The sequence below is a fragment of the Bacteroides sp. AF32-8BH genome (assembly GCF_003435205.1).
GTDB lineage: Bacteria > Bacteroidota > Bacteroidia > Bacteroidales > Bacteroidaceae > Bacteroides > Bacteroides ovatus.
In genome coordinates, this window is record NZ_QVLZ01000057.1 from 1 (window position 1) to 23,667 (window position 23,667).

The window sequence follows — 23,667 nt, forward strand, 5'->3', positions numbered from 1 at the left end:
TCGCCCGTATCGTGGGCGCGACAAAGAGAGAGGAAGGATATTTCGAGGGAGGCGGCTACGCCGTGACTTGGGCGTTCGGACATCTCGTACAGCTTGCCATGCCCGACGGCTACGGCATACGCGGCTTCGTCCGTGACAACCTGCCCGTCATCCCCGACACCTTCACGCTCGTCCCCCGTCAGGTAAAGACGGAGAAGGGCTACAAGCCCGACAGCGGCGTGGTGACGCAGATCAAGACCGTCACCCGGCTATTCAAGGAAAGTGAACAGATCATCGTGGCGACCGATGCCGGACGCGAGGGTGAGCTTATTTTCCGCTACCTCTACCATTACACCGGATGCGCCACCCCGTTCGTCCGCCTCTGGATAAGCTCGCTTACCGACAAGGCTATCCGCGAGGGACTGCGCAACCTTGAAGCGGGCGGCAAATACGACGACCTCTATCTTGCCGCCAAAGCGCGGAGCGAATCGGACTGGCTCGTGGGCATCAACGGCACGCAGGCACTCTCCATCGCCGCCGGACACGGCACTTACTCCGTCGGGCGGGTGCAGACACCTACATTGGCGATGGTGTGCGCACGCTACTGGGAGAACCGCCGCTTCACGCCCGAAGCCTTCTGGCAGCTCCATATCGCAACGGACGGCTGCGACGAAGGAACTGTGAAGTTTTCCTCTTCCGAAAAATGGAAAGAGAAAGAGCCCGCGACGGAACTGTATAATAAGGTGAAGTCGGCAGGCACAGCCACCGTCACGAAAGCCGAACGCAAGGAGAAGACGGAGGAAACACCGCTCCTGTACGACCTGACCACGCTCCAGAAGGAAGCCAACGCCAAGCATGGCTTCACGGCGGAACAGACGCTTGAAATCGCGCAGAAGCTCTACGAGAAGAAGCTCATCACCTATCCGAGAACCGGAAGCCGCTACATCCCCGAAGACGTGTTCGCCGAAATCCCCAAGCTGCTCGCCTTCATCGGGGCTTTGCCCGAATGGAAAGGCAAGGTGCAGCCGAAAGCCGTCCCGACACGCAGAAGCGTGGACGGTAGCAAGGTGACGGACCACCACGCCCTGCTCGTCACGGGAGAGAAACCGCTGTTCCTCTCCAAAGAAGACAACACCGTCTATCAGATGGTTGCCGGGCGCATGATCGAGGCGTTCTCCGAGAAATGCGTCAAGGACACCGCTACCGTCACGGCGGAGTGTGCCGGAGTGGAGTTCACGGTGAAAGGCAGCGTCATCAGGCAAGCCGGATGGCGTGCCGTATATGGTGAGGAGGACAAGGAAGAAACCGCCATCCCCGGCTGGCGGGAAGGCGACACGCTGACGTTGAAAGGCTGTTCCATCACGGAGGGAAAGACCAAACCCAAGCCGTTGCATACCGAAGCAACCTTGCTCTCGGCTATGGAAACGGCGGGCAAGGACATAGAGGACGACGCACTCCGTCAGGCTTTGAAGGACTGCGGCATCGGCACGCCCGCCACCCGTGCCGCCATCATCGAAACGCTCTTCAAGCGCGGCTACATGGAACGCTGCAAGAAATCGCTTGTGCCGACAGAAAAAGGGCTTGCCCTTTACTCTGTCGTGAAGACGATGCGCATCGCCGACGTCGCCATGACGGGCGAATGGGAGAAGAATCTGGCACGCATCGAGCGCGGGGAGCTGCCCGCCGACACCTTCTGCAAGGAGATAGAGGCGTACACAAAGGAGATTACCTCCGAACTGCTCTCGTGCGACAAGCTGTTCGCCCGCAGGGATTCCGGCTGCAAGTGTCCCAAGTGCGGAACGGGCAGTATGCAGTTCTACGGCAAGGTCGTCCGCTGCGACAACGCGGACTGCGGGCTACCCGTGTTCCGCCTGAAGGCGAACCGCACCCTTTCCGATGACGAGATCAAAGAGCTGCTCACCGATGGGCATACGAAGCCGCTCAAAGGCTTCAAGAGCAAGCAGGGCAAGAGCTTCGACGCCATAGTCGCCTTTGACGGGGACTATAACACGACTTTCGTGTTCCCCGAAAGGAAAACGAGCAGGAAATTTTCAGGACGGAAGAAATAGTATTAACTTTGCCACTTGTTCAGAGTAATGAATTGTTCTTCGATACCGGATTACACTCATACTTTGGATTTAGTGGTGGCACTCGGAGGGATACCGAGTGCCTTTTCATTCTCCTTTTCAGACGATTATCCCCATCATTATCAACCCACTAAATTCCAAAGTAATGAACAACAAGAAGAAAAACGAAGGTCAGACCGACTTTTCCTATTACGGTCTGTACCTGCTGGACTATCTCCGCACGAACAGGTTTGAACAGGCTTCCGACGATGCCTTCATCCGGGAACGTGCCGACCGTGCCGCCGAAACGTATGAGCGTGCGCGGCTCGAAGGCTATCCGTCCGAGGGGGCGCAGGAGTTGGCGATGGACACGCTCCTGCGTGGTCTTCGCTATTCCAAGTACGCCATCCTCCGCGAAGTCGTGGAAAACGAGTTTGCCGACGAAGTGCCGGAAAAGAAACGCGAAGCCTTCATCCGAAAGCTGCTGCCGCCTGTCGGCAACGTATTCTCCGCCTATGATCTTTCGGACGACAACTTCGCCCTGTCGCCCGAATACGACCTGCTCTACACGGAGCTGACGGGAGCCGTCGTCCTTTATATCGGGGAATATGGCGTTTAACCGCAAACAACGGCTGCGGGACAACATCGAGGCGATACGGACGGCATTCATCCTTGACAGGGAACGGAGGACGGCAACCGCCGAGGAACAAGCCATACTTCGGAAGTATTGCGGTTTCGGCGGGTTGAAGTGCATACTGAACCCGGCAAAGGAACTGACGGATGCCGTGCATTGGGCGAAATCGGACCTCGAACTGTTTGCCCCTACGGTGGAACTGCACAGGCTGGTGCGTGAAAACAGCAAGGACGATACGGAGTACAAGCGGTACGCGGATGCCATGAAGCAGTCCGTGCTGACCGCATTCTACACACCGCCGGAGATAACCGGCACGATTGCGGAGGCTCTGCATGAACACGGCATACGTCCCGACCGTGTGTTGGAGCCGTCGGCGGGCGTGGGCGCATTCGTGGATGCCGTGCTGGAAAACAAGCCGGACGCGGACATCATGGCTTTCGAGAAAGACCTGATGACGGGCAAGATATTGGGACACCTGCATCCCGACCAAAAGGTAAGGGTGCAGGGATTCGAGAAGATAGAGAAGCCCTTCACGGATTATTTCGACCTTGCCATCTCGAACATCCCGTTCGGCGACGTGGCTGTGTTCGACCCGGAGTTTACAGGAAGCCAAGACCCGGCAAGGCGTTCCGCACCGAAGGCAATACACAACTACTTCTTCCTGAAAAGCCTTGACGCTGTGCGTGAGGGCGGCATCGTGGCGTTCATCACCTCGCAGGGGGTGCTGGACGCACCGTCCAACGCACCCATACGCGAGTATATGATGCGTAATGCCAATCTGGTGGGTGTCGCACGCCTGCCGAACAATCTCTTCACGGACAACGCGGGTACGGAGGTGGGCAGCGACCTGATTATCCTGCAAAAGAACAGCGGAAAGAACGGGGAACTGTACTACAACGAGAAACTTTTCATGCAGACCGAACAGACGCCCATCGGCACTTCGGTGAACGGGTATGTATGGAGCATCAGCTCTCTTTCCAATACGGATTTAATCAGAGGCACAGACCCTTACGGGAAACCTGCCTATCAACTCCTGCACCGGGGCGGCATCGGGCAAATGGCGGAGGACTTGCGGGAACATCTGAAAATCGAGTTGCATCAGTTTGACAAAGAACTGTATGAAATGTACAGCCTGCATCCGGCACAGGGGAAAAGCACGGTTACGGAAACCATTTCCATACCAGTTGTCACTCCTGAGATACAGCCACGTAATGAAATGGCAGCCAAGCCCGAAGCGGTAACACCGCAGCCGGAGGAAGAAAAGCCGGAGATAGAGCCGCACCGTCCCGATTATTCGGAGGGCGTGCAGCTCTCCCTGCTCGACCTCTGGGGCATGACCGAGGAGGTACGCAAGCAGGAAGCACCCTCCAAGAAGAAAAAGACGGCGAAAAAGGAAAGCCCGGCAAGACGTATGCCTCCCAAACCGCAGGCGCAGGTTACGCCGAAGGTTACGACCGCACCGCCACAGCCGTCTGCCGCACCACCGACGGAGAACAGGGACAGCCAAGAAACAAAGCCGGTGAGTGTCGCAGCCAAAGCCGATCCGGATGATATTTACGCCACTTTGGATTGGGATACCAACCCGCCCATCAACGGCTTCTATGAAATGATGATGGACCTCACGCCGGAGCGACGCAAGGAGCTTCGCAGGCTGGCGGCACAGCATCAGGAGAAACGGCAGCATGTCCCGGACGTGAAAGCCGCACCGGAGCAGGAAACACGGCAACCCGAAACGCAGCCGGAAGTTGCCGCCACTCCTGCCGCTCACGCAACGGAAACGGCTGCAACCTCCCTTTTCCCCGAAATGGAAGCGGAAAAACCGGAGGAGGAACCTCTCGACCTTTCTCCCCGTCCGTTCAACGGCATGCTGGAGCCGCACTATCGTGACGGCTCTATGGTACTGGATGCTTCACGCAATCTCGGTTATTTGAAAGACCTCACGCCTTACGGCGCGACATTCCAACCGCTTGACCTGACTGGCTACCAGAAGGAGAAAGCGATGTTGTATGTGTCACTCCGTGATTCATACGAGCGGCTTTACCGCTACGAGGCGGAGTATCACGATGAAGGGTCTGCACAACGCATAGCGTTGAACACCTGCTACGATGAGTTTGTCATGCGCTACGGCAACCTCAATGCCAAGCAGAACGTGAAACTGTTGATGATGGATGCCGCCGGGCGCGACATCCTTTCGTTGGAACGTGCGGAAGACGGCAGGTTCGTCAAGGCGGACATCTTCGAGCGTCCCGTTTCCTTCTCGGTGGAGAGCCATGCCAACGTAAGCTCTCCCGAAGAGGCACTCTCCGCATCGCTCAACAAGTTCGGCACGGTCAATCTCGACTATATGCGGGAGATAACCGACAGCACGGAAGAGGGATTGCTTGACGCCCTCAAAGGACGCATCTTCTACAACCCGCTCGTAACCGGTTACGAGATAAAGGACAGGTTCATCGCCGGGAACGTGATAGAGAAGGCGGAGCGCATCAAGGCATGGATGGGTGACAACCCAGAAAACGGGCGTATGCCGGAAGTGAAGCAGGCGTTGTTGGCTCTGAAAGAAGCCGAGCCGCCGCGCATCGCCTTCGAGGACCTCGACTTCAATTTCGGGGAACGCTGGATTCCGACGGGCGTGTACGCCGCCTACATGAGCCATCTTTTCGACACGGACGTGAAAATCGCCTACTCCGCAAGCATGGACGAGTATTCGGTGGCGTGCGGCTACCGCACCATGAAAATCACGGACGAGTTTTTAGTGAAGGGCTATTACCGGAACTATGACGGTATGCACCTGTTGAAACACGCCCTGCACAACACCTGCCCCGACATGATGAAGTCCATCGGCAAGGATGAGCATGGCAATGACATCAAGGTGCGCGACAGCGAGGGCATACAGCTCGCCAACGCCAAGATTGACGAAATCCGTAACGGGTTCTCGGAATGGCTGGAAGAGCAGTCGCCGCAGTTCAAGGAACGGCTGACGACAATGTACAACCGCAAGTTCAACTGTTTCGTGCGACCGAAGTATGACGGTTCGCACCAGACGTTTCCCGACCTCAATCTGAAAGGATTGGCAAGCCGGGGTATTCAAAGCGTTTATCCGTCGCAGAAGGATTGCGTCTGGATGATAAAACAGAACGGAGGCGGGATCTGTGACCACGAAGTTGGAACAGGTAAAACACTGATAATGTGTATTGCAGCGCATGAAATGAAGCGTCTGAACTTGGCGCACAAGCCGATGATTATCGGCTTGAAGGCGAACGTGGCGGAGATAGTAGCCACTTATCAGGCGGCATATCCTAATGCGAGGATTCTCTACGCTTCGGAAAAGGATTTCTCGACTGCCAACCGCGTGCGTTTTTTCAACAACATCAAGAACAACGACTACGATTGCGTCATCATGTCGCACGACCAGTTCGGCAAGATACCACAGTCGCCGGAGTTGCAACAGCGCATCCTGCAAGCGGAGCTTGACACGGTGGAGGAAAACCTTGAAGTGCTGCGGCAGCAGGGCAAGAACGTGTCGCGGGCGATGCTGAAAGGATTGGAGAAACGCAAGCACAACCTTGTGGCGAAGTTGGAGAAAGTGGAACACGCCATCAAATCCCGCACGGATGACGTAGTGGACTTCAAGCAGATGGGCATCGACCACATCTTCATTGACGAGAGCCACCAATTCAAGAACTTGACTTTCAACACCCGGCATGACCGTGTGGCGGGGTTGGGAAACTCGGAAGGAAGCCAGAAAGCCCTGAATATGCTTTTTGCCATACGAACTATACAGGAGCGCACGGACAAGGACTTGGGGGCTACGTTCCTGTCCGGCACAACCATTTCCAACAGTCTGACGGAATTGTACCTGCTCTTCAAGTATCTGCGTCCGAAGGAATTGGAAAGGCAGGATATCCGATGCTTCGACGCATGGGCGGCAATTTTCGCCAAAAAGACAACCGACTTCGAGTTCAACGTGACGAACAATGTGGTTCAGAAGGAGCGTTTCCGATATTTCATCAAAGTGCCGGAGCTTGCCGCCTTCTACAACGAGATTACCGATTACCGCACGGCGGAGGACGTGGGTGTGGATCGTCCGCGTAAGAACGAGATACTGCATCACATACCTCCCACGCCCGACCAAGAGTATTTCATCAAACAGCTGATGCAGTTCGCCAAGACGGGTGACGCCACGCTGCTGGGCAGACCGCCCCTGTCGGAAACGGAGGAGAAGGCGAAGATGCTTATCGCCACCGATTACGCGCGGAAGATGGCTCTCGACATGCGCATGATAGACCCGCATTATGAGGACCACCCCGACAACAAGGCTTCCCACTGCGCCAAGACGATTGCGGAGTATTACCACAAATACGACGCGCAGAAAGGCACGCAGTTCGTGTTCTCGGATCTGGGAACATACCAGCCGGGCGACGGATGGAACGTGTACAGCGAGATAAAGCGGAAGCTGACGGAGGACTACGGCATCCCGGCAAGCGAGGTGCGCTTCATTCAGGAGTGCAAGACCGACAAGGCACGCAAGGGGGTGATAGACGCCATGAACGCCGGAACGGTGCGCGTGCTGTTCGGTTCCACTTCCATGCTCGGAACGGGTGTGAACGCGCAGAAACGGTGTGTCGCAATCCATCATTTGGATACGCCGTGGCGTCCATCCGACCTGCAACAGCGTGACGGACGCGGAGTTAGGGCGGGCAACGAGATTGCCAAGCGTTTTGCCGGGAACAATGTGGATGTCATCATCTACGCGGTGGAAAAGTCGTTGGACAGCTACAAGTTCAACCTGCTGCACTGCAAGCAGACGTTCATCTCGCAGCTCAAAAGCGGGGCGATGGGCGCACGTACCATCGATGAGGGGGCTATGGACGAGAAATCGGGCATGAACTTCTCGGAGTACATGGCGTTGCTCTCCGGCAATACCGACCTTTTGGACAAGGCGAAACTGGAGAAGCGTATCGCATCGCTTGAAGGGGAACGCAAGTCGTTCAACAAGGGCAAGCGCGATTCGGAGTTCAAGCTGGAAGCCAAGACGGGGGAACTGCGCAACAACACGGCTGTCATCGAAGCCATGACGGAGGACTGGAACCGTTTTCTTTCCGTTGTGCAGACTGATAAGGAAGGTAGTCGCCTTAATATTGTCAAGGTGGACGGCGTGGATTCAACCGACGAAAAAGTTATTGGAAAGCGTTTGCAGGAGATAGCCAAGAACGCCACGACGGGCGGTTTGTACAAGCCTGTCGGGGAGATTTACGGTTTCCCGATAATGGTGGTCAGCGAGAGGATACTCAAAGAGGGGCTGGAATTTACCGACAATCGCTTCGTGGTGGAAGGGAATTACAAATACACCTATAACAACGGGCATCTGGCGATGGCTGACCCGGTAGCCGCCGCACGTAATTTCCTGAATGCATTGGAGAGGATTCCGTCCATCATCGACCAGTATAAGGCGAAGAACGAGGTGCTGGAAAAGGAGGTTCCGCAGTTGCAGGAGATAGCGGGCAAGGTGTGGAAGAAAGAGGACGAACTGAAACAGTTGAAGTCCGAACTTGCCGCGCTTGACCGCAAGATACAGTTGGAGCTTGCGCCGCCCGCGCAGGAAGTCACCGAAAAAGAAAAGAACGGGCAGGAGATCAAGCCAGATGCGGAAGGTGTACGGAGCATATCGCCACAACAAACCGATGATGTCCCGCAGATTCGCAGCCCGATGGATAAACGAAGTCCGTCTGGCAATTTCATTGCCAATCATATCATTATCGGGCGTCCGGGTTTTCAGTTTAAGGATGAAAACCGATCGAAAGGGATAAAAATTTAAAATTATGAATTTTATATAAAATATTAATAGGGGCTATCCAAAAGGTCTAAAAGTAAATCTTATCCCCTCTGCAAGTATCTGTAGAAGAGTGATTGCAAGAATTTCTTTCTTTTTGGGCAGCCTCTATTAAATTTATTTATTCTTTCTTGATTTATGTTTATAAACATTATACCAAAAACATTCCAACTAACCTTGTTTATGTTTTGTCAGCCACCATTTGCACAACCATATTTGACTCCCAAAGAGAGTGAATTCGATAAGATAACTTGCTGCATACCCACAATAAGGGGCTAAATAGAATACGAATGGGAAATAGATAACAGTACCGACAACAGATTGCGTTATGTAGTTGGTTAAACTCATTTTACCATAAAGCTGTAATGTGGAAACCGCTTTTTTGACACGTTCCTTATGACACAATAATATGAACGAGAATATTTCTACAGAATCATCAGTAAAACAGAAAAAAATACTAATTTTGTTTTTGATGATCATTTCAAAAGGAATTAGAAAAAATGTCTAATTCTAACTTATAGAGGAAAAAGCAACAATTAAATATTAAAGAATAAAAGATACGAAAAATATGACGCCAAAAGAGATACTACAAGAATGGATTGACTGCTTCAACGCCGCCGATGCAGTCGCTTTGGCAAACTTATACGCTCAGGATGCCATAAACCATCAAGTCGCAAACACCCCGGTTATAGGAAAAACAGCTATCCATAAAATGTTTGTAAATGAATTTGCAACCTCAAAAATGGTTTGTATTGTTGAGCATATATTCGAGGATGGAGAATGGGCTATCATGGAATGGAAAGATCCGCTCGGGTTGCGAGGATGCGGATTCTTCCATGTGCAAAACGATAAAATCGTTTTCCAAAGAGGTTATTGGGATAAGCTCAGCTTTCTCAAACAGCACGGTTTAACCGTAGAGAATAGTGATAAAAATCCAAACACATAACACCGTCCGATATGGGAATCATCATTCATTCTTTAGAGTCCGTTTCTTTCAAAGATTTGTATGCGGCATTCTCATCCGCATTCAAAGATTATGATTTCTCTTTGAATGCGGATGAATTGCGACGCATGCTCGACCGACGAGGATACAATCCACAACTATCTTTCGGAGCATTTTTCGAAGGACGGCTGATTTCTTTTGTGTTTAACGGAACAGGCATGTACAACAACATCTTGACGGCCTATGACACAGGGACGGGAACCGTACCTTCATTCCGGGGATTACACCTAACCCAAAAAATATTCACTTTCAGCCTCGAATTGATATATCAACAAGGAGTTCGGCAATATGTACTGGAAGTTTTGCAACACAATCACAAAGCAATAAAAATATATCGCAAATTAGGCTTTGAAACACAGAGAAATTTCAACTACTACTCTGCCAAACTGAGCGATATTGTTCCTGTATTGCAAGTAAACCATACCGCATGTCGCATACTCCCATCGGATTTAAAAAACTGCCTTAACCAAACGGCCTGGTTCGATTTTCATCCTTCATGGCAAAATGACAGGGCTTCACTGGAACGCGGAATCGACAATTTGGACATATTGGGAGCTTATGAAAGAGAAGAACTTGTCGGATTTGTTATCTTTGAACCGGCATCAGGCGATATTTCATCCCTCGCAGTTGCAAAAGATTACCGGCGTAAAGGAATAGGTAAGTCCTTGCTTAAAAGTGCTGTCAGTCATTTTCAAAGCGATGTACTCAAATTTACTAATGTTGATTGCGATTGTGAATCAGTCACTGGTTTCTTGTCATCATTAGGACTTACCCCAAAAGGACAACAGTTTGAAATGGTCAGAAAAATTTAACCTACATTTATATGAATAGCCCTCATCATCAAATAACGGTTCTCAGCTATACGCAGGCAGGGATTTTAACCACTGAACTTCCTACGAAGAACTGAACTTTAAATTTACCACTTAACTGTCCTACGAAGCACGAAAGCCCTGCTTGCGTATAGGTGATGTTATGCGGTCGGTTTTCATTTTCTCTTCTTTCTCGTTAATTTGTCAAGCAAAGTTACTAAATTTGCAGTCAAGCAATTTCAATTTTTGAATTATGTATTTCAGCAGACCTTGGACTTCTATCTAAGTGATAGGCAGTCCTGAAAATTCCAATCTCTTTTAGGTCAAGACAATTAGTCTATGGGTTTCGTGTACCGACTTTTTTGTAAAGGCGTTACGTTGTCATAGTTGCTCTGTCGGGTAATACTGTCTATTCACTTCTCCACGATTTGAATTCAAGTATTCACCTGTAAGAAGTTACTAAACCTGTTGGCGGAATTAATTTAGTGCATACTTAATTCTGCCAATGGGCTTGTCGTTAATGAAGTTTACGTATTGCAGAATGGTAAGTGCACTAATTTTGCCAATGATTCTGGCAAACAAACCATTCGTTATTTTCGCGTAGTTCCTGATGACCAAGAACTGGTCTGTAAGTTGTGAGAATATTGTCTCAATCCTCTTTCTTGCCTTTGCAAACGGAATGAATGTCGGTTTCCAATCCTTTTGGTTGAGCCGATACGGACACTCCAGTCTTATGTGTGCGGTTTCGAACAAGTCAAGCTGTACGTCAGCTCCAATATACCCTTTGTCACCATAGATGCTACAGTCGTGATAAGTATGTTTTACATCCTTCATATAATGGAGGTCAGCCACACTTGCCTTTGACAGATCATAGGAATGGATAACTCCACTTAACCCACAGAGAGCGTGTAACTTATAACCAAAATAATACGTGTTCTGCGAAGCACAGAAGCCGAAGTCGGGAGCTTGCGAGAAATTGCCGGCACGCCCCATCTTGCAACGTTTTCCTCTTGCAACCCTACAGACCTCTATCGGCTTGGAGTCAACAAAGAATTGTTCCTCTCCGCCATCCATTTCCATGGCAATCCGCTTGCGCAGTTCCTCACACAGGCCTGACGTTTTCTTCCTGCGGTCATTGAACTGTCTCCTTGATATGAGATTGGGAATGCTGTCCTTGTATTCTTGCAATTTATAGTCGAACAACCACTTCTCACTATCAATGCTCTCGGTCTCTGCCGTCAGGGATAGCGCCACCACTTCCAAATCCGAAAACTTGGGAACAGGACCACGACGTGGAACATTACCCGAATCATTGACGAGATTTTCAGAGAATTGCTTGCATATCTCAAGTATTTTGACGAATTTTGCATAAAGGTTGTACATACGATGGTTTGAACTTAATGTTTTAATCACCACTAAGTTACTAAAAATCAGCGACATGTACAACTTTTTACTCATATTTATCAACTTAAATTAATTCCGCCAACGGGTTTACTAATGACAAAAAAGAAATTGCCCGTTCGTTTTACGGGTCAGCACTTTACTATTGATAAAGTGCTAATAAAAGATGCAATAAGACAAGCAAATATAAGTAATCAGGATACGGTTTTAGATATTGGGGCAGGCAAGGGGTTTCTTACTGTTCATTTATTAAAAATCGCCAACAATGTTGTTGCTATTGAAAACGACACAGCTTTGGTTGAACATTTACGAAAATTATTTTCTGATGCCCGAAATGTTCAAGTTGTCGGTTGTGATTTTAGGAATTTTGCAGTTCCGAAATTTCCTTTCAAAGTGGTGTCAAATATTCCTTATGGCATTACTTCCGATATTTTCAAAATCCTGATGTTTGAGAGTCTTGGAAATTTTCTGGGAGGTTCCATTGTCCTTCAGTTAGAACCTACACAAAAGTTATTTTCGAGGAAGCTTTACAATCCATATACCGTTTTCTATCATACTTTTTTTGATTTGAAACTTGTCTATGAGGTAGGTCCTGAAAGTTTCTTTCCACCGCCAACTGTCAAATCAGCCCTGTTAAACATTAAAAGAAAACAGTTATTTTTTGATTTTAAGTTTAAAGCCAAATACTTAGCATTTATTTCCTGTCTGTTAGAGAAACCTGATTTATCTGTAAAAACAGCTTTAAAGTCGATTTTCAGGAAAAGTCAGGTCAGGTCAATTTCGGAAAAATTCGGTTTAAACCTTAATGCTCAAATTGTTTGTTTGTCTCCAAGTCAATGGGTAAACTGTTTTTTGGAAATGCTGGAAGTTGTCCCTGAAAAATTTCATCCTTCGTAGTTCAAAGTCGGGTGGTTGTCAAGATGATTTTTCTGGTTTGGTGTCGTCTTTTAAGCTGCCGCATAACAAATTAATAATACCAAATAAAAATACGTATAGATTAAAAAAGTTCTTTGTGCTTTTGTCAGGGAACTTTTTTTTCGTAAATTTGCGTTCAATTATGCGGCAGTAATAATATACATATTAATACGAGTTAAGAATCCTGTAGTTTTCCACATGCTACGAGGAGGTATTAAAAGGTGCGTTTCGGCAATGCATCTATTGTAGTATATTATTGCTTAATCAAATGAACATTATAAATTTAGGAATTCTTGCTCACATTGATGCAGGAAAAACTTCCGTAACCGAAAATCTGCTATTTGCCTGCGGAGCAACGGAAAAGCGCGGCAGTGTTGATAAAGGTGACACCATAACAGACTCTATGGATATAGAAAAACGTAGAGGAATTACTATTCGGGCTTCTACGACATCTATTGTTTGGAATGGTGTGAAATGCAATATCATTGACACTCCGGGACACATGGATTTTATTGCAGAGGTGGAGCGGACATTCAAAATGCTTGATGGAGCAGTCCTCATATTATCGGCAAAGGAAGGCATACAAGCACAAACAAAGTTGCTGTTCAAGACTTTGCAAAAACTGCAAATCCCGACAATTATATTTATCAATAAGATTGATCGTGCCGGCGTAAATCTTGAGCGTTTATATCTGGACATAAAAACAAATCTGTCGCAAGACGTCTTGTTTATGCAAACGGTTGTCGATGGAGTAGTTTACCCGATTTGCACCTCAACAGATATAAGGGCAGAACACAAAGAATTTGTATGCAACCATGACGACGATATATTAGAACTATATTTGGCGGATAAAGAAATCTTACCGGCAGATTATTGGAATGCGATAATCGCTCTTGTGGCAAAAGCCAAAGCCTATCCGGTCTTGCATGGATCAGCAATGTGCAATATTGGCATCAATGAGTTGTTAGACGCCATCATTTCTTTTATATTTCCTCCGGCATCAGTCCCAAATAGACTTTCAGCTTATCTTTATAAAATAGAACATGCCCCCAAAGGGCATAAAAGAAGTTTTCTAAAAATTATTGACGGAAGTCTGAGACTTCGAACCGTTATAAAAGTCAATGATTCGGAAAAATTCATCAAGATTAAAAATCTAAAAACCATTTATCAGGGCAAAGAGATAAATGTTGATGAAGTGGTTGCTAATGATATCGCAATTATAGAAGATATAGAAGAATTAAGAATCGGAGATTATTTAGGTGTTAAACCTTGTCTGATTCAAGGATTATCTCATCAGCATCCCGCCCTCAAATCTTCTGTCCGACCAGACAAGCCCGAAGAGAGAAGCAAGTTGATATCCGCTCTAAATGTATTGTTTATTGAAGACCCGTCTCTGTCCTTTTCCATAAATTCATATAGTGATGAATTGGAAATCTCGTTATATGGTTTAACCCAAAAAGAAATCATACAAACATTGCTGGAAGAACGATTCTCCGTAAAGACCCATTTTGATGAAATCAAGACTATCTACAAAGAACGACCTAAAAAGAAGGTGAATAAGATTATCCATATCGAAGTCCCTCCCAACCCTTACTGGGCCTCAATAGGACTGACTCTGGAACCTTTACCGATAGGGTCAGGGGTGCAAATCGAAAGTGAAATCTCCTTTGGTTATCTGAACCATTCTTTTCAAAATGCCGTTTTTGAAGGAATCCGTATGTCTTGCCAATCGGGATTGCATGGATGGGAAGTGACGGATTTGAAAGTAACCTTTACTTATGCCCTTTATTATAGTCCGATAAGTACCCCTGCCGATTTTAGACAATTGTCTCCTTATGTCTTCAGGTTGGCTTTGCAACAATCAGGAGTGGATATTCTCGAACCGATGCTCTATTTTGAGTTACAGATACCACAAGTAGCAAGTTCCAAAGCTATTACAGATCTGCAAAAAATGATGTCTGAGATTAAAGGTATCAGTTGTAATAAAGAGTGGTGTCTTATTGAAGGGAAAGTTCCATTAAATACAAGTAAAGACTATGCTTCAGAAGTAAGTTCATACACTAAAGGCTTAGGCACTTTTATGGTTAAGCCGTGTGGGTATCAAATAACAAAAGGCGGTTATTCTGATAATACCCGTATGGAAGAAAAGGATAAACTTTTATTCATGTTTGAAAAATCAGTATCATCAAAATAATGGAACGATCCAGGAATTTCTATAAGACAATACGGTTGGGGTATATACTTATCTCCGTTCTTATCGGATGTATAGCATATAATAGCTTCTATGAATGGCAGGAGATAGAAGCATTAGAACTTGACAATAAAAAAATAGACGAGTTCCGAAAAGAGATAAACAATATCAATATTCAAATGATAAAATTTTCTCTATTTGGTGAAACAATACTGGAATGGAACGATAAAGATATCGAACATTACCATGCACAGCGTATGGCAATGGATAGTATGCTCTGCCGTTTCAAAGCTACCTATCCGGCAGAGCGTATAGACAGCGTACGCCATCTTCTCGAAGATAAGGAACGGCAGATGTGCCAAATCGTTCAAATACTTGAACAACAACAAGCCATCAACGATAAGATAACCAGTCAAGTACCTGTAATCGTGCAGAAGAGTGTACAGGAACAGCCCAAGAAGTCCAAGCGCAAAGGTTTCTTGGGCATCTTCGGCAAAAAGGAAGAAGCGAAACCAACTGTGACTACCACGATGCACCGTTCCTTTAACCGGAATATGAGAACCGAACAACAGGCACAAAGCCGCCGCTTATCGGTTCATGCCGATAGCCTTGCCGCACGAAATGCGGAACTTAACAGGCAACTGCAAGGACTGGTTGTTCAAATAGACGGGAAAGTACAAACTGACCTACAAAAGCGGGAAGCCGAGATAACAGCCATGCGGGAACGGTCGTTCATTCAGATTGGGGGCTTGACAGGGTTCGTTATACTGCTACTGGTCATATCATATATCATCATACACCGAAATGCCAACCGCATCAAGCGATATAAACAGGAAACCGCAGATTTAATCGAGCGACTGCAACAAATGGCAAAGCGAAACGAGGCACTGATAACCTCCCGCAAGAAAGCCGTACATACCATTACCCATGAATTACGCACACCGCTGACTGCAATAACGGGCTATGCCGGACTGATACAAAAAAACTTCAATGCGGATAAAACCGGGATGTATATCCGAAATATTCAGCAATCCTCCGACCGTATGCGTGAAATGCTTAATACTCTTCTGAGTTTCTTCCGGCTGGACGACGGCAAGGAACAGCCTAATTTCTCCACGTGTAGGATTTCATCAATAGCGCATACGCTCGAATCAGAGTTTATGCCAATTGCCATAAACAAGGGACTTGCTCTTACTGTGACGAATCACACGGATGCTGTTGTACTGACCGATAAGGAACGCATTCTACAAATTGGAAATAACCTGCTGTCAAACGCCATCAAGTTCACTGAGAACGGTGCCGTTTCTCTGACAATGGGGTATGATAACGGTATGCTGAAACTTATCGTCAAAGATACGGGTTCGGGTATGACCGAAGAGGAACAGCAACGTGTGTTCGGTGCGTTTGAACGTTTGTCAAACGCTGCCGCAAAGGACGGCTTCGGATTAGGTCTTTCCATTGTTCAGCGCATTGTGACAATGCTCGGCGGCACAATCCAGCTGAAGAGCGAGAAAGGCAAGGGCAGCCGTTTCACGGTGGAGATACCCATGCAGTCAGCCGAGGAATTGCCGGAACGGATAAATAAAACACAGATTCATCATAACCGAACACTCCATGATATTGTTGCCATCGACAATGACAAGGTACTTCTCCTAATGCTGAAAGAAATGTATGCACAAGAAGGGATACATTGCGACACTTGCACCGATGTTGCGGAACTGATGGAAATGATACGCCGGAAAGAATACAGTCTGCTTCTGACCGATTTGAATATGCCGGATATAAACGGCTTCGAGCTGTTGGAACTGCTACGCACCTCCAATGTGGGCAATTCAAGGATCATTCCGATTATTGTAACAACCGCTTCGGGCAGTTGCAACAGAGAGGAACTTTTAGAACGTGGATTTTCCGATTGCCTTCTCAAGCCGTTTTCCATATCGGAGCTGATGGAAGTTTCCGACAAGTGCGCCATGAAAGGTAAACAAAATGAAAAGCCTGATTTCTCCTCCCTACTGTCTTACGGCAATGAATCCGTCATGTTGGATAAACTGATAGCGGAAACCGAAAAGGAAATGCAGTCGGTCAGGGATGCGGAACAACGGAAAGACTTTCAAGAACTGGACGCCCTGACACACCACCTACATAGTTCGTGGGAGATACTGCGTGCCGACCAACCATTAAGGGAACTTTATAAACAGCTTCATGGGAGTGCCGTTCCCGATTATGAAGCATTGAACAACGCCGTGACTGCCGTATTGGATAAGGGTTCGGAGATAATCCGGCTGGCAAAAGAAGAAAGGAGAAAATACGAAAATGGATAAAACAAAAATCATCGTGGTGGAGGACAACATCGTATATTGCGAGTTTGTCTGCAACCTGCTGGCACGGGAGAAATTCCGTACCGTGCAGGCTTTCCACCTCTCGACAGCGAAGAAACTTCTGCAACAAGCCACTGACAATGATATAGTAGTTTCTGATTTGCGTTTGCCTGACGGTGACGGCATCGACCTATTGCGCTGGATGCGCAAAGAAGGCATGACGCAGCCGTTCATCATCATGACCGACTATGCCGAAGTACATACGGCGGTTGAAAGCATGAAACTCGGTTCGCTGGACTACATACCCAAGCAACTCGTGGAGGACAAACTCGTGCCTTTGCTCCGCACCATACTGAAAGAGCGGAATATCGGGCGAAGCCGCATGCCCGTATTTGCCCGTGACGGTTCAGCCTTTCAGAAAATCATGCACCGGATAAGGCTGGTAGCTCCTACCGACATGAGCGTACTGATATTCGGGGAGAACGGTACTGGCAAAGAGCATATTGCCCATCTACTGCACGATAAAAGCAAGCGTTCAGGCAAGCCTTTCGTGGCGGTGGACTGCGGCTCACTCACCAAAGAGCTTGCACCATCGGCGTTCTTCGGACACGTCAAAGGAGCGTTCACTGGTGCTGAAAACACAAAGAAAGGCTATTTCCACGAGGCGGAAGGCGGCACATTGTTTTTAGACGAAGTGGGTAATCTCGCACCAGAAACTCAACAGATGTTACTCCGTGCCATACAGGAACGGCGGTTCCGTCCCGTTGGCGACAAGTCCGACCGCAGTTTCAACGTCCGCATCATCGCCGCCACCAACGAGAATCTGGAAAAGGCGGTCAATGAAAAGCGTTTCCGGCAGGATTTGTTATACCGCCTACATGACTTTGAAATAACCGTTCTGCCCTTACGTGACTGTCAGGAGGACATCATGCCGCTGGCGGAGTTCTTCCGTGAGATTGCCAATAAGGAATTGGAGTGCAAGGTTAGCGGTTTCAGTTCCGAAGCACGGAAAGCGTTGCTGACCCATTCATGGCCGGGCAACGTGCGCGAACTTCGACAGAAAATCATGGGTGCGGTGTTGCAGGCTCAGACGGGACTTGTCACAAAAGAGCATCTGGAACTTGGGATAACCGAAACAACCTCTGTTACCGGCTTCTCCCTACGCAACGACGAGGAAGATAAAGAGCGGATTCTGCGTGCTTTGAAGCAGGCTGACGGGAACCGGAAGGTCGCTGCCGAATTGCTTGGAATAGGCAGGACAACACTCTATAATAAACTGGAAGAATATGGATTGAAGTATAAATTTGAGCAACCATAGCCCGCAATTCGCTGAAAATGGCTATCTTTGCATGACATATCAGAAGGTAACGGCGATTGGCAGAGCCTTTTGCCGCCTATATATAACATAAGACCGCAAGGCGTCCTAATGGGAATCTGGAAAATTAACATTAACAGGAACTATTGCGTGATTGCTTATGCTATGCCTACGCATAGCGTGCATTCACCTATTCCTGTTAAGGGCATTCCAGAGCCTCCATTAGTGATAGCGTGGATTGCACGCTACTTTTTTGCCCTTGCCCAACGAAAGGAAACGCTAATGGGTAAAGTACAGATTCTTGCCGTCCTCACGATGGACGGTTGTCAAAGCTCCGAGTTATATTGCAAAGCGTATAAGGAACTGCGCCTTGAAGATTGCGGTATCAACGAGATAAGGGAAAACGCCCTTTATCATATCACACCCGACTATTCCATCTCTATGCTCGACGAATGGCGGAAATCCGCAACAGACATCTGCTATCTGGCGGAAGTCACTCCTGAAAAGGCGGACTACATCAATGGGCTGTTACGTATGCGTGTGGTGGATGAAATCATACTTTATACGCTTCCTTTCATTGCCGGAACGGGAAAGCGTTTCTTCCAGTCCGCCTTGCCACAGGAACAATGGACGCTGACCTCGCAGAAGGTGTACCGCAACGGAGTGGTCCGCCATATCTATAAAGCGTGCGTTTGATGTCCGGAAAATGGACGAATGTTCAGGAAATGAACACTTTAAGTCGAAAATAATTCCTGACAGACAAATAAATTGCAAAATTATCACACTGAAATCCAGCACCTTGCAGAGAGTGTGCCGGATTTTTTATTTTATGAACACGCTTTTTGCCAATCATATTCATGTGCGCATACCGAAAAACAGAGTGTAAAATTTCAAAATTGACAGGATATGAATTATTTCTTATTGGCGGAAACCGAGTTCTTCCGCCGTATAAACGAAGCCGGGGACTGCAATATGGAAACGGCATATACGGCTTTCGCCACGCAAGTAATCGAGCTATGCAGCGGCAATGTGGACACCAACCGCACCATCATCGCACTGGCTTACATCGAAATCGAGTTGCAGCACCATCCCATGCGCAATCTTCCCGAAGAAAAGAGGGAGGTTGCAGCCTATATCAGCAAGGCACTCTCTTTAGTGAGGAAGATGCAGAAGTTCCTTGCCGCTCCCCAAGTGCCACCACTAATCCCCATCCGTACATCCTCCGACAACACAACCGAAAATCCCGCCTCACCCCTGCAATGGACGGGCAACGCCATCGACCTCGTGGAACTTATCTACGGCATCAACGAGATGGGCTGCATCAACAACGGCAACATGCCGCTCAAACAGCTCGCCCCGCTCCTCTACAAGATTTTCGGTATCGAATCAAAGGACTGCTACCGTTTCTATATCGACATCAAACGCCGGAAAAACGAAAGCCGCACTTACTTCCTTGACAGGATGCAGGAGAAACTGAACGAGAGGATGCTCCGCGACGAGGAAATGGAACGTTTGAGAAAATAATCCTGTACCAATGATGAATCAGGGGGTGACGTTATGTCATTCTCTGATTTTTTGTAGGTTTTGTCCTGCTGTGTAGATACATTTCGTTATCTATTCGCCCGAAAACCAGCGAAAAGCACTATCTTTGTACCCACGTTACAGAATTGTATATGAGCATAGACAACCTCGACATAATAAAACGGTTGATAGCCGAAAAAGAATGCGGACGGGTGGAGTTCAAGGAAACCACCGGACAGTTGGAGCGCGGCATGGAAACGCTTTGCGCCTTCCTTAACGGCGAAGGCGGCACGGTATTGTTCGGTGTCACCGACAAGGGAAAAATCATCGGACAAGACGTGAGCGACAAAACCAAGCGGGATATAGCGGACGCGATCCGGCGTATCGAGCCGTTTGCCACAGTTGAAGTTTCTTATACTGAAATACCAGACACTGGCAAAAGTGTCATCGCACTGTCTGCGGAAGAACAAAGATATATGCGTCCGTTCTCTTACAAAGGACGGGCTTACCTGCGGGTGGAAAGCGCGACATCCATCATGCCGCAGGAGATATATAACCAATATCTGATACAGCGGGGCGGGAAATACGCTTGGGAGGCAATAGCAAATCCTGACCTTAAAATATCCGACCTTGACGAACATGCCGTCATTAGTGCTGTTCGCGGGGGAATCAGAAGCGGTCGTTTACCTGAAGCAACCATAAGGGAAGACTTGCCGACCATTCTCGAAAAATTCAGTCTGTTGCATGACGGGAAACTTAACAATGCTTCAGCAGTGCTGTTCGGTCATGATTTTTATTATTATCCCCAATGCCTGCTCCGTCTGGCGCGTTTCAAAGGCACGACGAAAGACGAGTTTATAGACAATCAACGTGTCACTGGGAATATCTACGCGCTGCTGGATGCTGCAATGGCGTTCTTTTTCAAACATCTGTCACTTTCCGGTAAGATAGAAGGGCTGTACCGTGAGGAAGAACTGGAAATCCCGTACAAGGCATTGAGAGAGTGCTGCACAAATGCGTTGTGCCACCGCCTGTACCACCGTCCCGGCAGTTCGGTGGGAATCGCCATCTATGACGACCGTGTGGAAATAGAGAACAGCGGGACATTTCCGCCGGATATAACAATGGAAAAACTGTTAAGCGGGCATAATTCAGAACCGCAAAATCTAATCATAGCAAACGTGCTGTATAAAAGCGAGGTCTTGGAAAGTTGGGGACGGGGCATCGGGCTTATGATAAGCGAGTGCCGGCGTGTCGGCATTCCGGACCCCGAATTTCACACGGACGGAAACAGCGTATGGGTCGTTTTCCGCTATACCCGGAAAGCAGTCGGGTCATACCCGACAGTCACCCCACAGTCGCCCGATAGTTACCCGACAGTTACCCCGCAAGTGGGAAAAGTTCTGTCTGCAATCGGGAATCAGACACTATCGACAAAAGATGTTATGGAAATGATAGGATTGAAGGACAAAAGCAATTTTCTGGAGCTTTATCTGTATCCTGCAATAAGGTTGGATTTAGTAGAACCGATTTATCCGGAAAAGCCGAAACACCCGCGACAGAAATACCGTCTTACGGAGAAAGGTCTGGATTTAATTAAAAATAAATAGTCATGAACTCGCAAACTGTAGAAATAACATCTGCTGGCATTAGGAAAATATTGAATAAATATACTCCAGAGCGAGCTATTGCCGAATATGTATGGAATGGATTTGATGCAAAAGCAACCGTTGTAAATATTGATTTTGAAATTGACAATGCAGAATTGGACACAATCAAAAATATTAGAATAACAGACAATGGTACAGGCATCTGCTATGAAGAATTACCTATAAAATTCAAAAAATTCTATGAGTCTCAAAAGAGAATAGCCAACGAGAATAATACTGAATTTACAAGAGGAAAAAACGGTTATGGTCGTTTTACTTTCTATAAATTTGCGAGATTTGCTAATTGGGAAACACGCTATAGTAAAGATGCACAAATAATGTCTTATGACATTAGAATTGATAGCGATACTTTAAAAGACTACACTACAACAGAGCCACTTGTATCTGATGACACAACAACAGGTACTTGTGTCGTTTTTAATGAGATTTCTTCTGATATTTCCAGTTTGTTTATAACGAAGACTCTTATCCCTTATCTAAAGGCTGAATTTGCGTGGTTTTTAGAATTGAAATCCGAATATCAAATATACATCAATGGGCAAGAATTAGATTATTCTTCTATAATAGCAGAACAAGAATCAATATCACCGATATTATCACATAACCAGAAAAATAACATCAACTTTCAATGCAAGTATATCCGATGGAATGTAAAGATGAATGATGAATATTCTCGATTTTACTTCTTGAATAATGACTTGGAGTTAAAATTTACCAAAACGACATTATTAAATAAAAAAGGAGATAATTTTTGGCATTCTGTAATTGTGATTGATGATTTCTTCAATGAAATCAATTGTGATAACGAATTAGACGATAATGCTATTCAACCTAAATTGTTTGATAATTCTGCTGATAGAAAATTATTTAAGGAACTAATTACGCAACTCAATGAGTTTCTCAAAAAGAAAAGACGCCCATTCCTAAAGGAGCAAGCAGAAGTTATGGTAACCAAATATAAGAATGAAGATGTTTTCCCTAAATTTGGTACTGAAGATTGGGATATAGTGCGTAGAGAAGGTTTGGAAAACTTCGTAAAGGAACTATACGAAGTAGAACCTGCTGTTTTCATGAAGTTGAACAAAGAACAAAAAAGAGTTTTCTTAGAACTTCTAAATTTGGTGATGGATAGCGGTGAGCGCGATAGTCTGTTTAAGATTTTAGATGCAGTTGTTGAATTAGACTCGAACGATAGGAAAGAATTTGCAAAAATATTAGAAATAACGAGGTTAAAACAAGTCGTTTCCACGATTAAGCTTATTTCAGACAGATTGCTGACACTGGAGAATCTAAAAAAGATTGTTTTTAATCATACTTTACAAGCCAATGAAGTTCGTGATTTGCAGTCGTTCATAGAAAAACACTATTGGATTTTTGGCGAAGAATATAGAATGGTATGTGCGGAAGAGGTCAAATTTGAAGAGGCTTTAAGAAAATACATTTATATTCTGCGTGGAGTTAGCGAGAAAAAATATATTGCTCACCCTAATAAATACAAAGAAATGGATTTATTTCTTACTGGTACTGATTTTAGGGATGGGAGACCTCATAATATAGTTGTGGAAATCAAAAATCCGACAACTATAAAACAATTAAAATCAGAACAGTTAAATCAATTAGAACAATATATGGATGTTATTCTAAAACAAGATTGTTTTAATGATGCTAATGAGTTCTGGACTTTCATTTTGATAGGACAAGACTATGATGATATTGTAGGTCGAAGGGTCATAAATAAGCTTACTGGTTTAGTCCAAAATGACAGTAATTATAGCCTCTATGTAAAAAAATGGAGTGAAATAACAAATGAGGTGGAACGTAGGCTGAAATATTTGCTTGATAAGCTCAAAATAGAAAGAGCCACTTTATCTAAATCCCAATCATTAAATGAGGTAATGAATGAAGTTTCAAATAACACGGCCGCAATGGTTAGTTGAACTTAATATAGTCATAATGCTCAATATAAAGAATTACAAATTACTCCTGTCACAGATAGCTGTAGCAGGAGTAATTCT

General features: G+C 46.6%; 14 protein-coding genes and 1 pseudogene. 13 read left to right on the forward strand and 2 right to left on the reverse strand.

Annotated features, from left to right (window positions below):
* The 3 genes from DWZ47_RS26795 to DWZ47_RS26805 form a co-directional block, all read left to right on the forward strand.
* Positions 1-2,048: type IA DNA topoisomerase (locus DWZ47_RS26795; RefSeq protein ID WP_147330797.1), on the forward strand; the 2,048-nt coding region annotated here is incomplete at its 5' end.
* 163 nt (positions 2,049-2,211) lie between these two features.
* Positions 2,212-2,664: a DUF1896 domain-containing protein gene (locus tag DWZ47_RS26800; protein ID WP_008645575.1), complete on the forward strand. Its 453-nt coding sequence runs from the start codon at positions 2,212-2,214 to the stop codon at positions 2,662-2,664.
* The gene (locus tag DWZ47_RS26805; RefSeq protein WP_008655861.1) at positions 2,654-8,494 is read left to right on the forward strand and encodes an N-6 DNA methylase; all 5,841 of its coding nucleotides are present in this window, start codon (positions 2,654-2,656) and stop codon (positions 8,492-8,494) included. Before DWZ47_RS26800 ends, DWZ47_RS26805 begins: the two co-directional genes overlap by 11 nt.
* 186 nt (positions 8,495-8,680) lie before the next feature.
* On the opposite strand, the pseudogene DWZ47_RS26810 reads toward DWZ47_RS26805, so the two are convergent.
* A pseudogene (locus tag DWZ47_RS26810) lies at positions 8,681-8,959 on the reverse strand (DUF418 domain-containing protein); the annotation flags it as partial.
* 118 nt (positions 8,960-9,077) lie between these two features.
* Here DWZ47_RS26810 and DWZ47_RS26815 point away from each other — a divergent pair.
* Together DWZ47_RS26815 and DWZ47_RS26820 are read left to right on the forward strand one after the other, a co-directional pair.
* Positions 9,078-9,455 carry a nuclear transport factor 2 family protein gene (locus DWZ47_RS26815; protein WP_007366528.1) on the forward strand — a complete coding sequence of 126 codons (378 nt, stop codon included), beginning with the start codon at positions 9,078-9,080 and terminating at the stop codon, positions 9,453-9,455.
* Between the two features lie 11 nt (positions 9,456-9,466).
* The gene (locus DWZ47_RS26820; RefSeq protein WP_007366527.1) at positions 9,467-10,324 is read left to right on the forward strand and encodes a GNAT family N-acetyltransferase; all 858 of its coding nucleotides are present in this window, start codon (positions 9,467-9,469) and stop codon (positions 10,322-10,324) included.
* A gap of 474 nt (positions 10,325-10,798) precedes the next feature.
* On the opposite strand, the gene DWZ47_RS26825 is transcribed toward DWZ47_RS26820, so the two are convergent.
* Entirely contained in the window at positions 10,799-11,779 is a 981-nt protein-coding gene (locus tag DWZ47_RS26825; protein ID WP_032536584.1) for an IS982-like element IS1187 family transposase, read from the reverse strand.
* A gap of 39 nt (positions 11,780-11,818) precedes the next feature.
* On the opposite strand from DWZ47_RS26825, the gene erm(F) reads away from it, so the two are divergent.
* The 8 genes from erm(F) (at position 11,819) to DWZ47_RS26865 (ending at position 23,589) form a co-directional block, all read left to right on the forward strand.
* The gene (erm(F), locus tag DWZ47_RS26830; RefSeq protein WP_004295323.1) at positions 11,819-12,619 is read left to right on the forward strand and encodes a 23S rRNA (adenine(2058)-N(6))-methyltransferase Erm(F); all 801 of its coding nucleotides are present in this window, start codon (positions 11,819-11,821) and stop codon (positions 12,617-12,619) included.
* 286 nt (positions 12,620-12,905) lie between these two features.
* The gene (tet, locus tag DWZ47_RS26835) at positions 12,906-14,831 is read left to right on the forward strand and encodes a tetracycline resistance ribosomal protection protein (RefSeq protein WP_008645586.1); all 1,926 of its coding nucleotides are present in this window, start codon (positions 12,906-12,908) and stop codon (positions 14,829-14,831) included.
* Positions 14,831-17,149, forward strand: a complete 2,319-nt coding sequence (locus DWZ47_RS26840; protein ID WP_008645587.1) for an ATP-binding protein — start codon at positions 14,831-14,833, stop codon at positions 17,147-17,149. The genes tet and DWZ47_RS26840 overlap by 1 nt, the downstream gene beginning before the upstream one ends.
* Positions 17,142-18,464 carry a sigma-54-dependent transcriptional regulator gene (locus DWZ47_RS26845; RefSeq protein ID WP_008645588.1) on the forward strand — a complete coding sequence of 441 codons (1,323 nt, stop codon included), beginning with the start codon at positions 17,142-17,144 and terminating at the stop codon, positions 18,462-18,464. Before DWZ47_RS26840 ends, DWZ47_RS26845 begins: the two co-directional genes overlap by 8 nt.
* 279 nt (positions 18,465-18,743) lie before the next feature.
* Positions 18,744-19,157, forward strand: coding sequence for a dihydrofolate reductase family protein (locus tag DWZ47_RS26850; protein WP_008655868.1), 414 nt, complete (start codon positions 18,744-18,746; stop codon positions 19,155-19,157).
* A gap of 210 nt (positions 19,158-19,367) precedes the next feature.
* Positions 19,368-19,985: an RteC domain-containing protein gene (locus DWZ47_RS26855; protein ID WP_008645591.1), complete on the forward strand. Its 618-nt coding sequence runs from the start codon at positions 19,368-19,370 to the stop codon at positions 19,983-19,985.
* Between the two features lie 149 nt (positions 19,986-20,134).
* Positions 20,135-21,592 (forward strand): ATP-binding protein, encoded by a 1,458-nt coding sequence (locus DWZ47_RS26860; RefSeq protein ID WP_008645592.1) that lies wholly within the window; start codon positions 20,135-20,137, stop codon positions 21,590-21,592.
* A gap of 2 nt (positions 21,593-21,594) precedes the next feature.
* Positions 21,595-23,589 carry an ATP-binding protein gene (locus tag DWZ47_RS26865; protein WP_008645594.1) on the forward strand — a complete coding sequence of 665 codons (1,995 nt, stop codon included), beginning with the start codon at positions 21,595-21,597 and terminating at the stop codon, positions 23,587-23,589.
* Positions 23,590-23,667: the final 78 nt, after the last annotated feature.

Coding starts and splice junctions, on each gene's coding strand:
- DWZ47_RS26800 (WP_008645575.1), top strand. CDS start 2,212: ATGAACAACAAGAAGAAAAACGAAGGTCAGACCGACTTTTCCTATTAC.
- DWZ47_RS26850 (WP_008655868.1), top strand. CDS start 18,744: ATGGGTAAAGTACAGATTCTTGCCGTCCTCACGATGGACGGTTGTCAA.
- tet (WP_008645586.1), top strand. CDS start 12,906: ATGAACATTATAAATTTAGGAATTCTTGCTCACATTGATGCAGGAAAA.
- DWZ47_RS26840 (WP_008645587.1), top strand. CDS start 14,831: ATGGAACGATCCAGGAATTTCTATAAGACAATACGGTTGGGGTATATA.
- DWZ47_RS26825 (WP_032536584.1), bottom strand. CDS start 11,779: ATGAGTAAAAAGTTGTACATGTCGCTGATTTTTAGTAACTTAGTGGTG.
- DWZ47_RS26865 (WP_008645594.1), top strand. CDS start 21,595: ATGAACTCGCAAACTGTAGAAATAACATCTGCTGGCATTAGGAAAATA.
- DWZ47_RS26820 (WP_007366527.1), top strand. CDS start 9,467: ATGGGAATCATCATTCATTCTTTAGAGTCCGTTTCTTTCAAAGATTTG.
- DWZ47_RS26855 (WP_008645591.1), top strand. CDS start 19,368: ATGAATTATTTCTTATTGGCGGAAACCGAGTTCTTCCGCCGTATAAAC.
- DWZ47_RS26845 (WP_008645588.1), top strand. CDS start 17,142: ATGGATAAAACAAAAATCATCGTGGTGGAGGACAACATCGTATATTGC.
- DWZ47_RS26860 (WP_008645592.1), top strand. CDS start 20,135: ATGAGCATAGACAACCTCGACATAATAAAACGGTTGATAGCCGAAAAA.
- DWZ47_RS26805 (WP_008655861.1), top strand. CDS start 2,654: ATGGCGTTTAACCGCAAACAACGGCTGCGGGACAACATCGAGGCGATA.
- DWZ47_RS26815 (WP_007366528.1), top strand. CDS start 9,078: ATGACGCCAAAAGAGATACTACAAGAATGGATTGACTGCTTCAACGCC.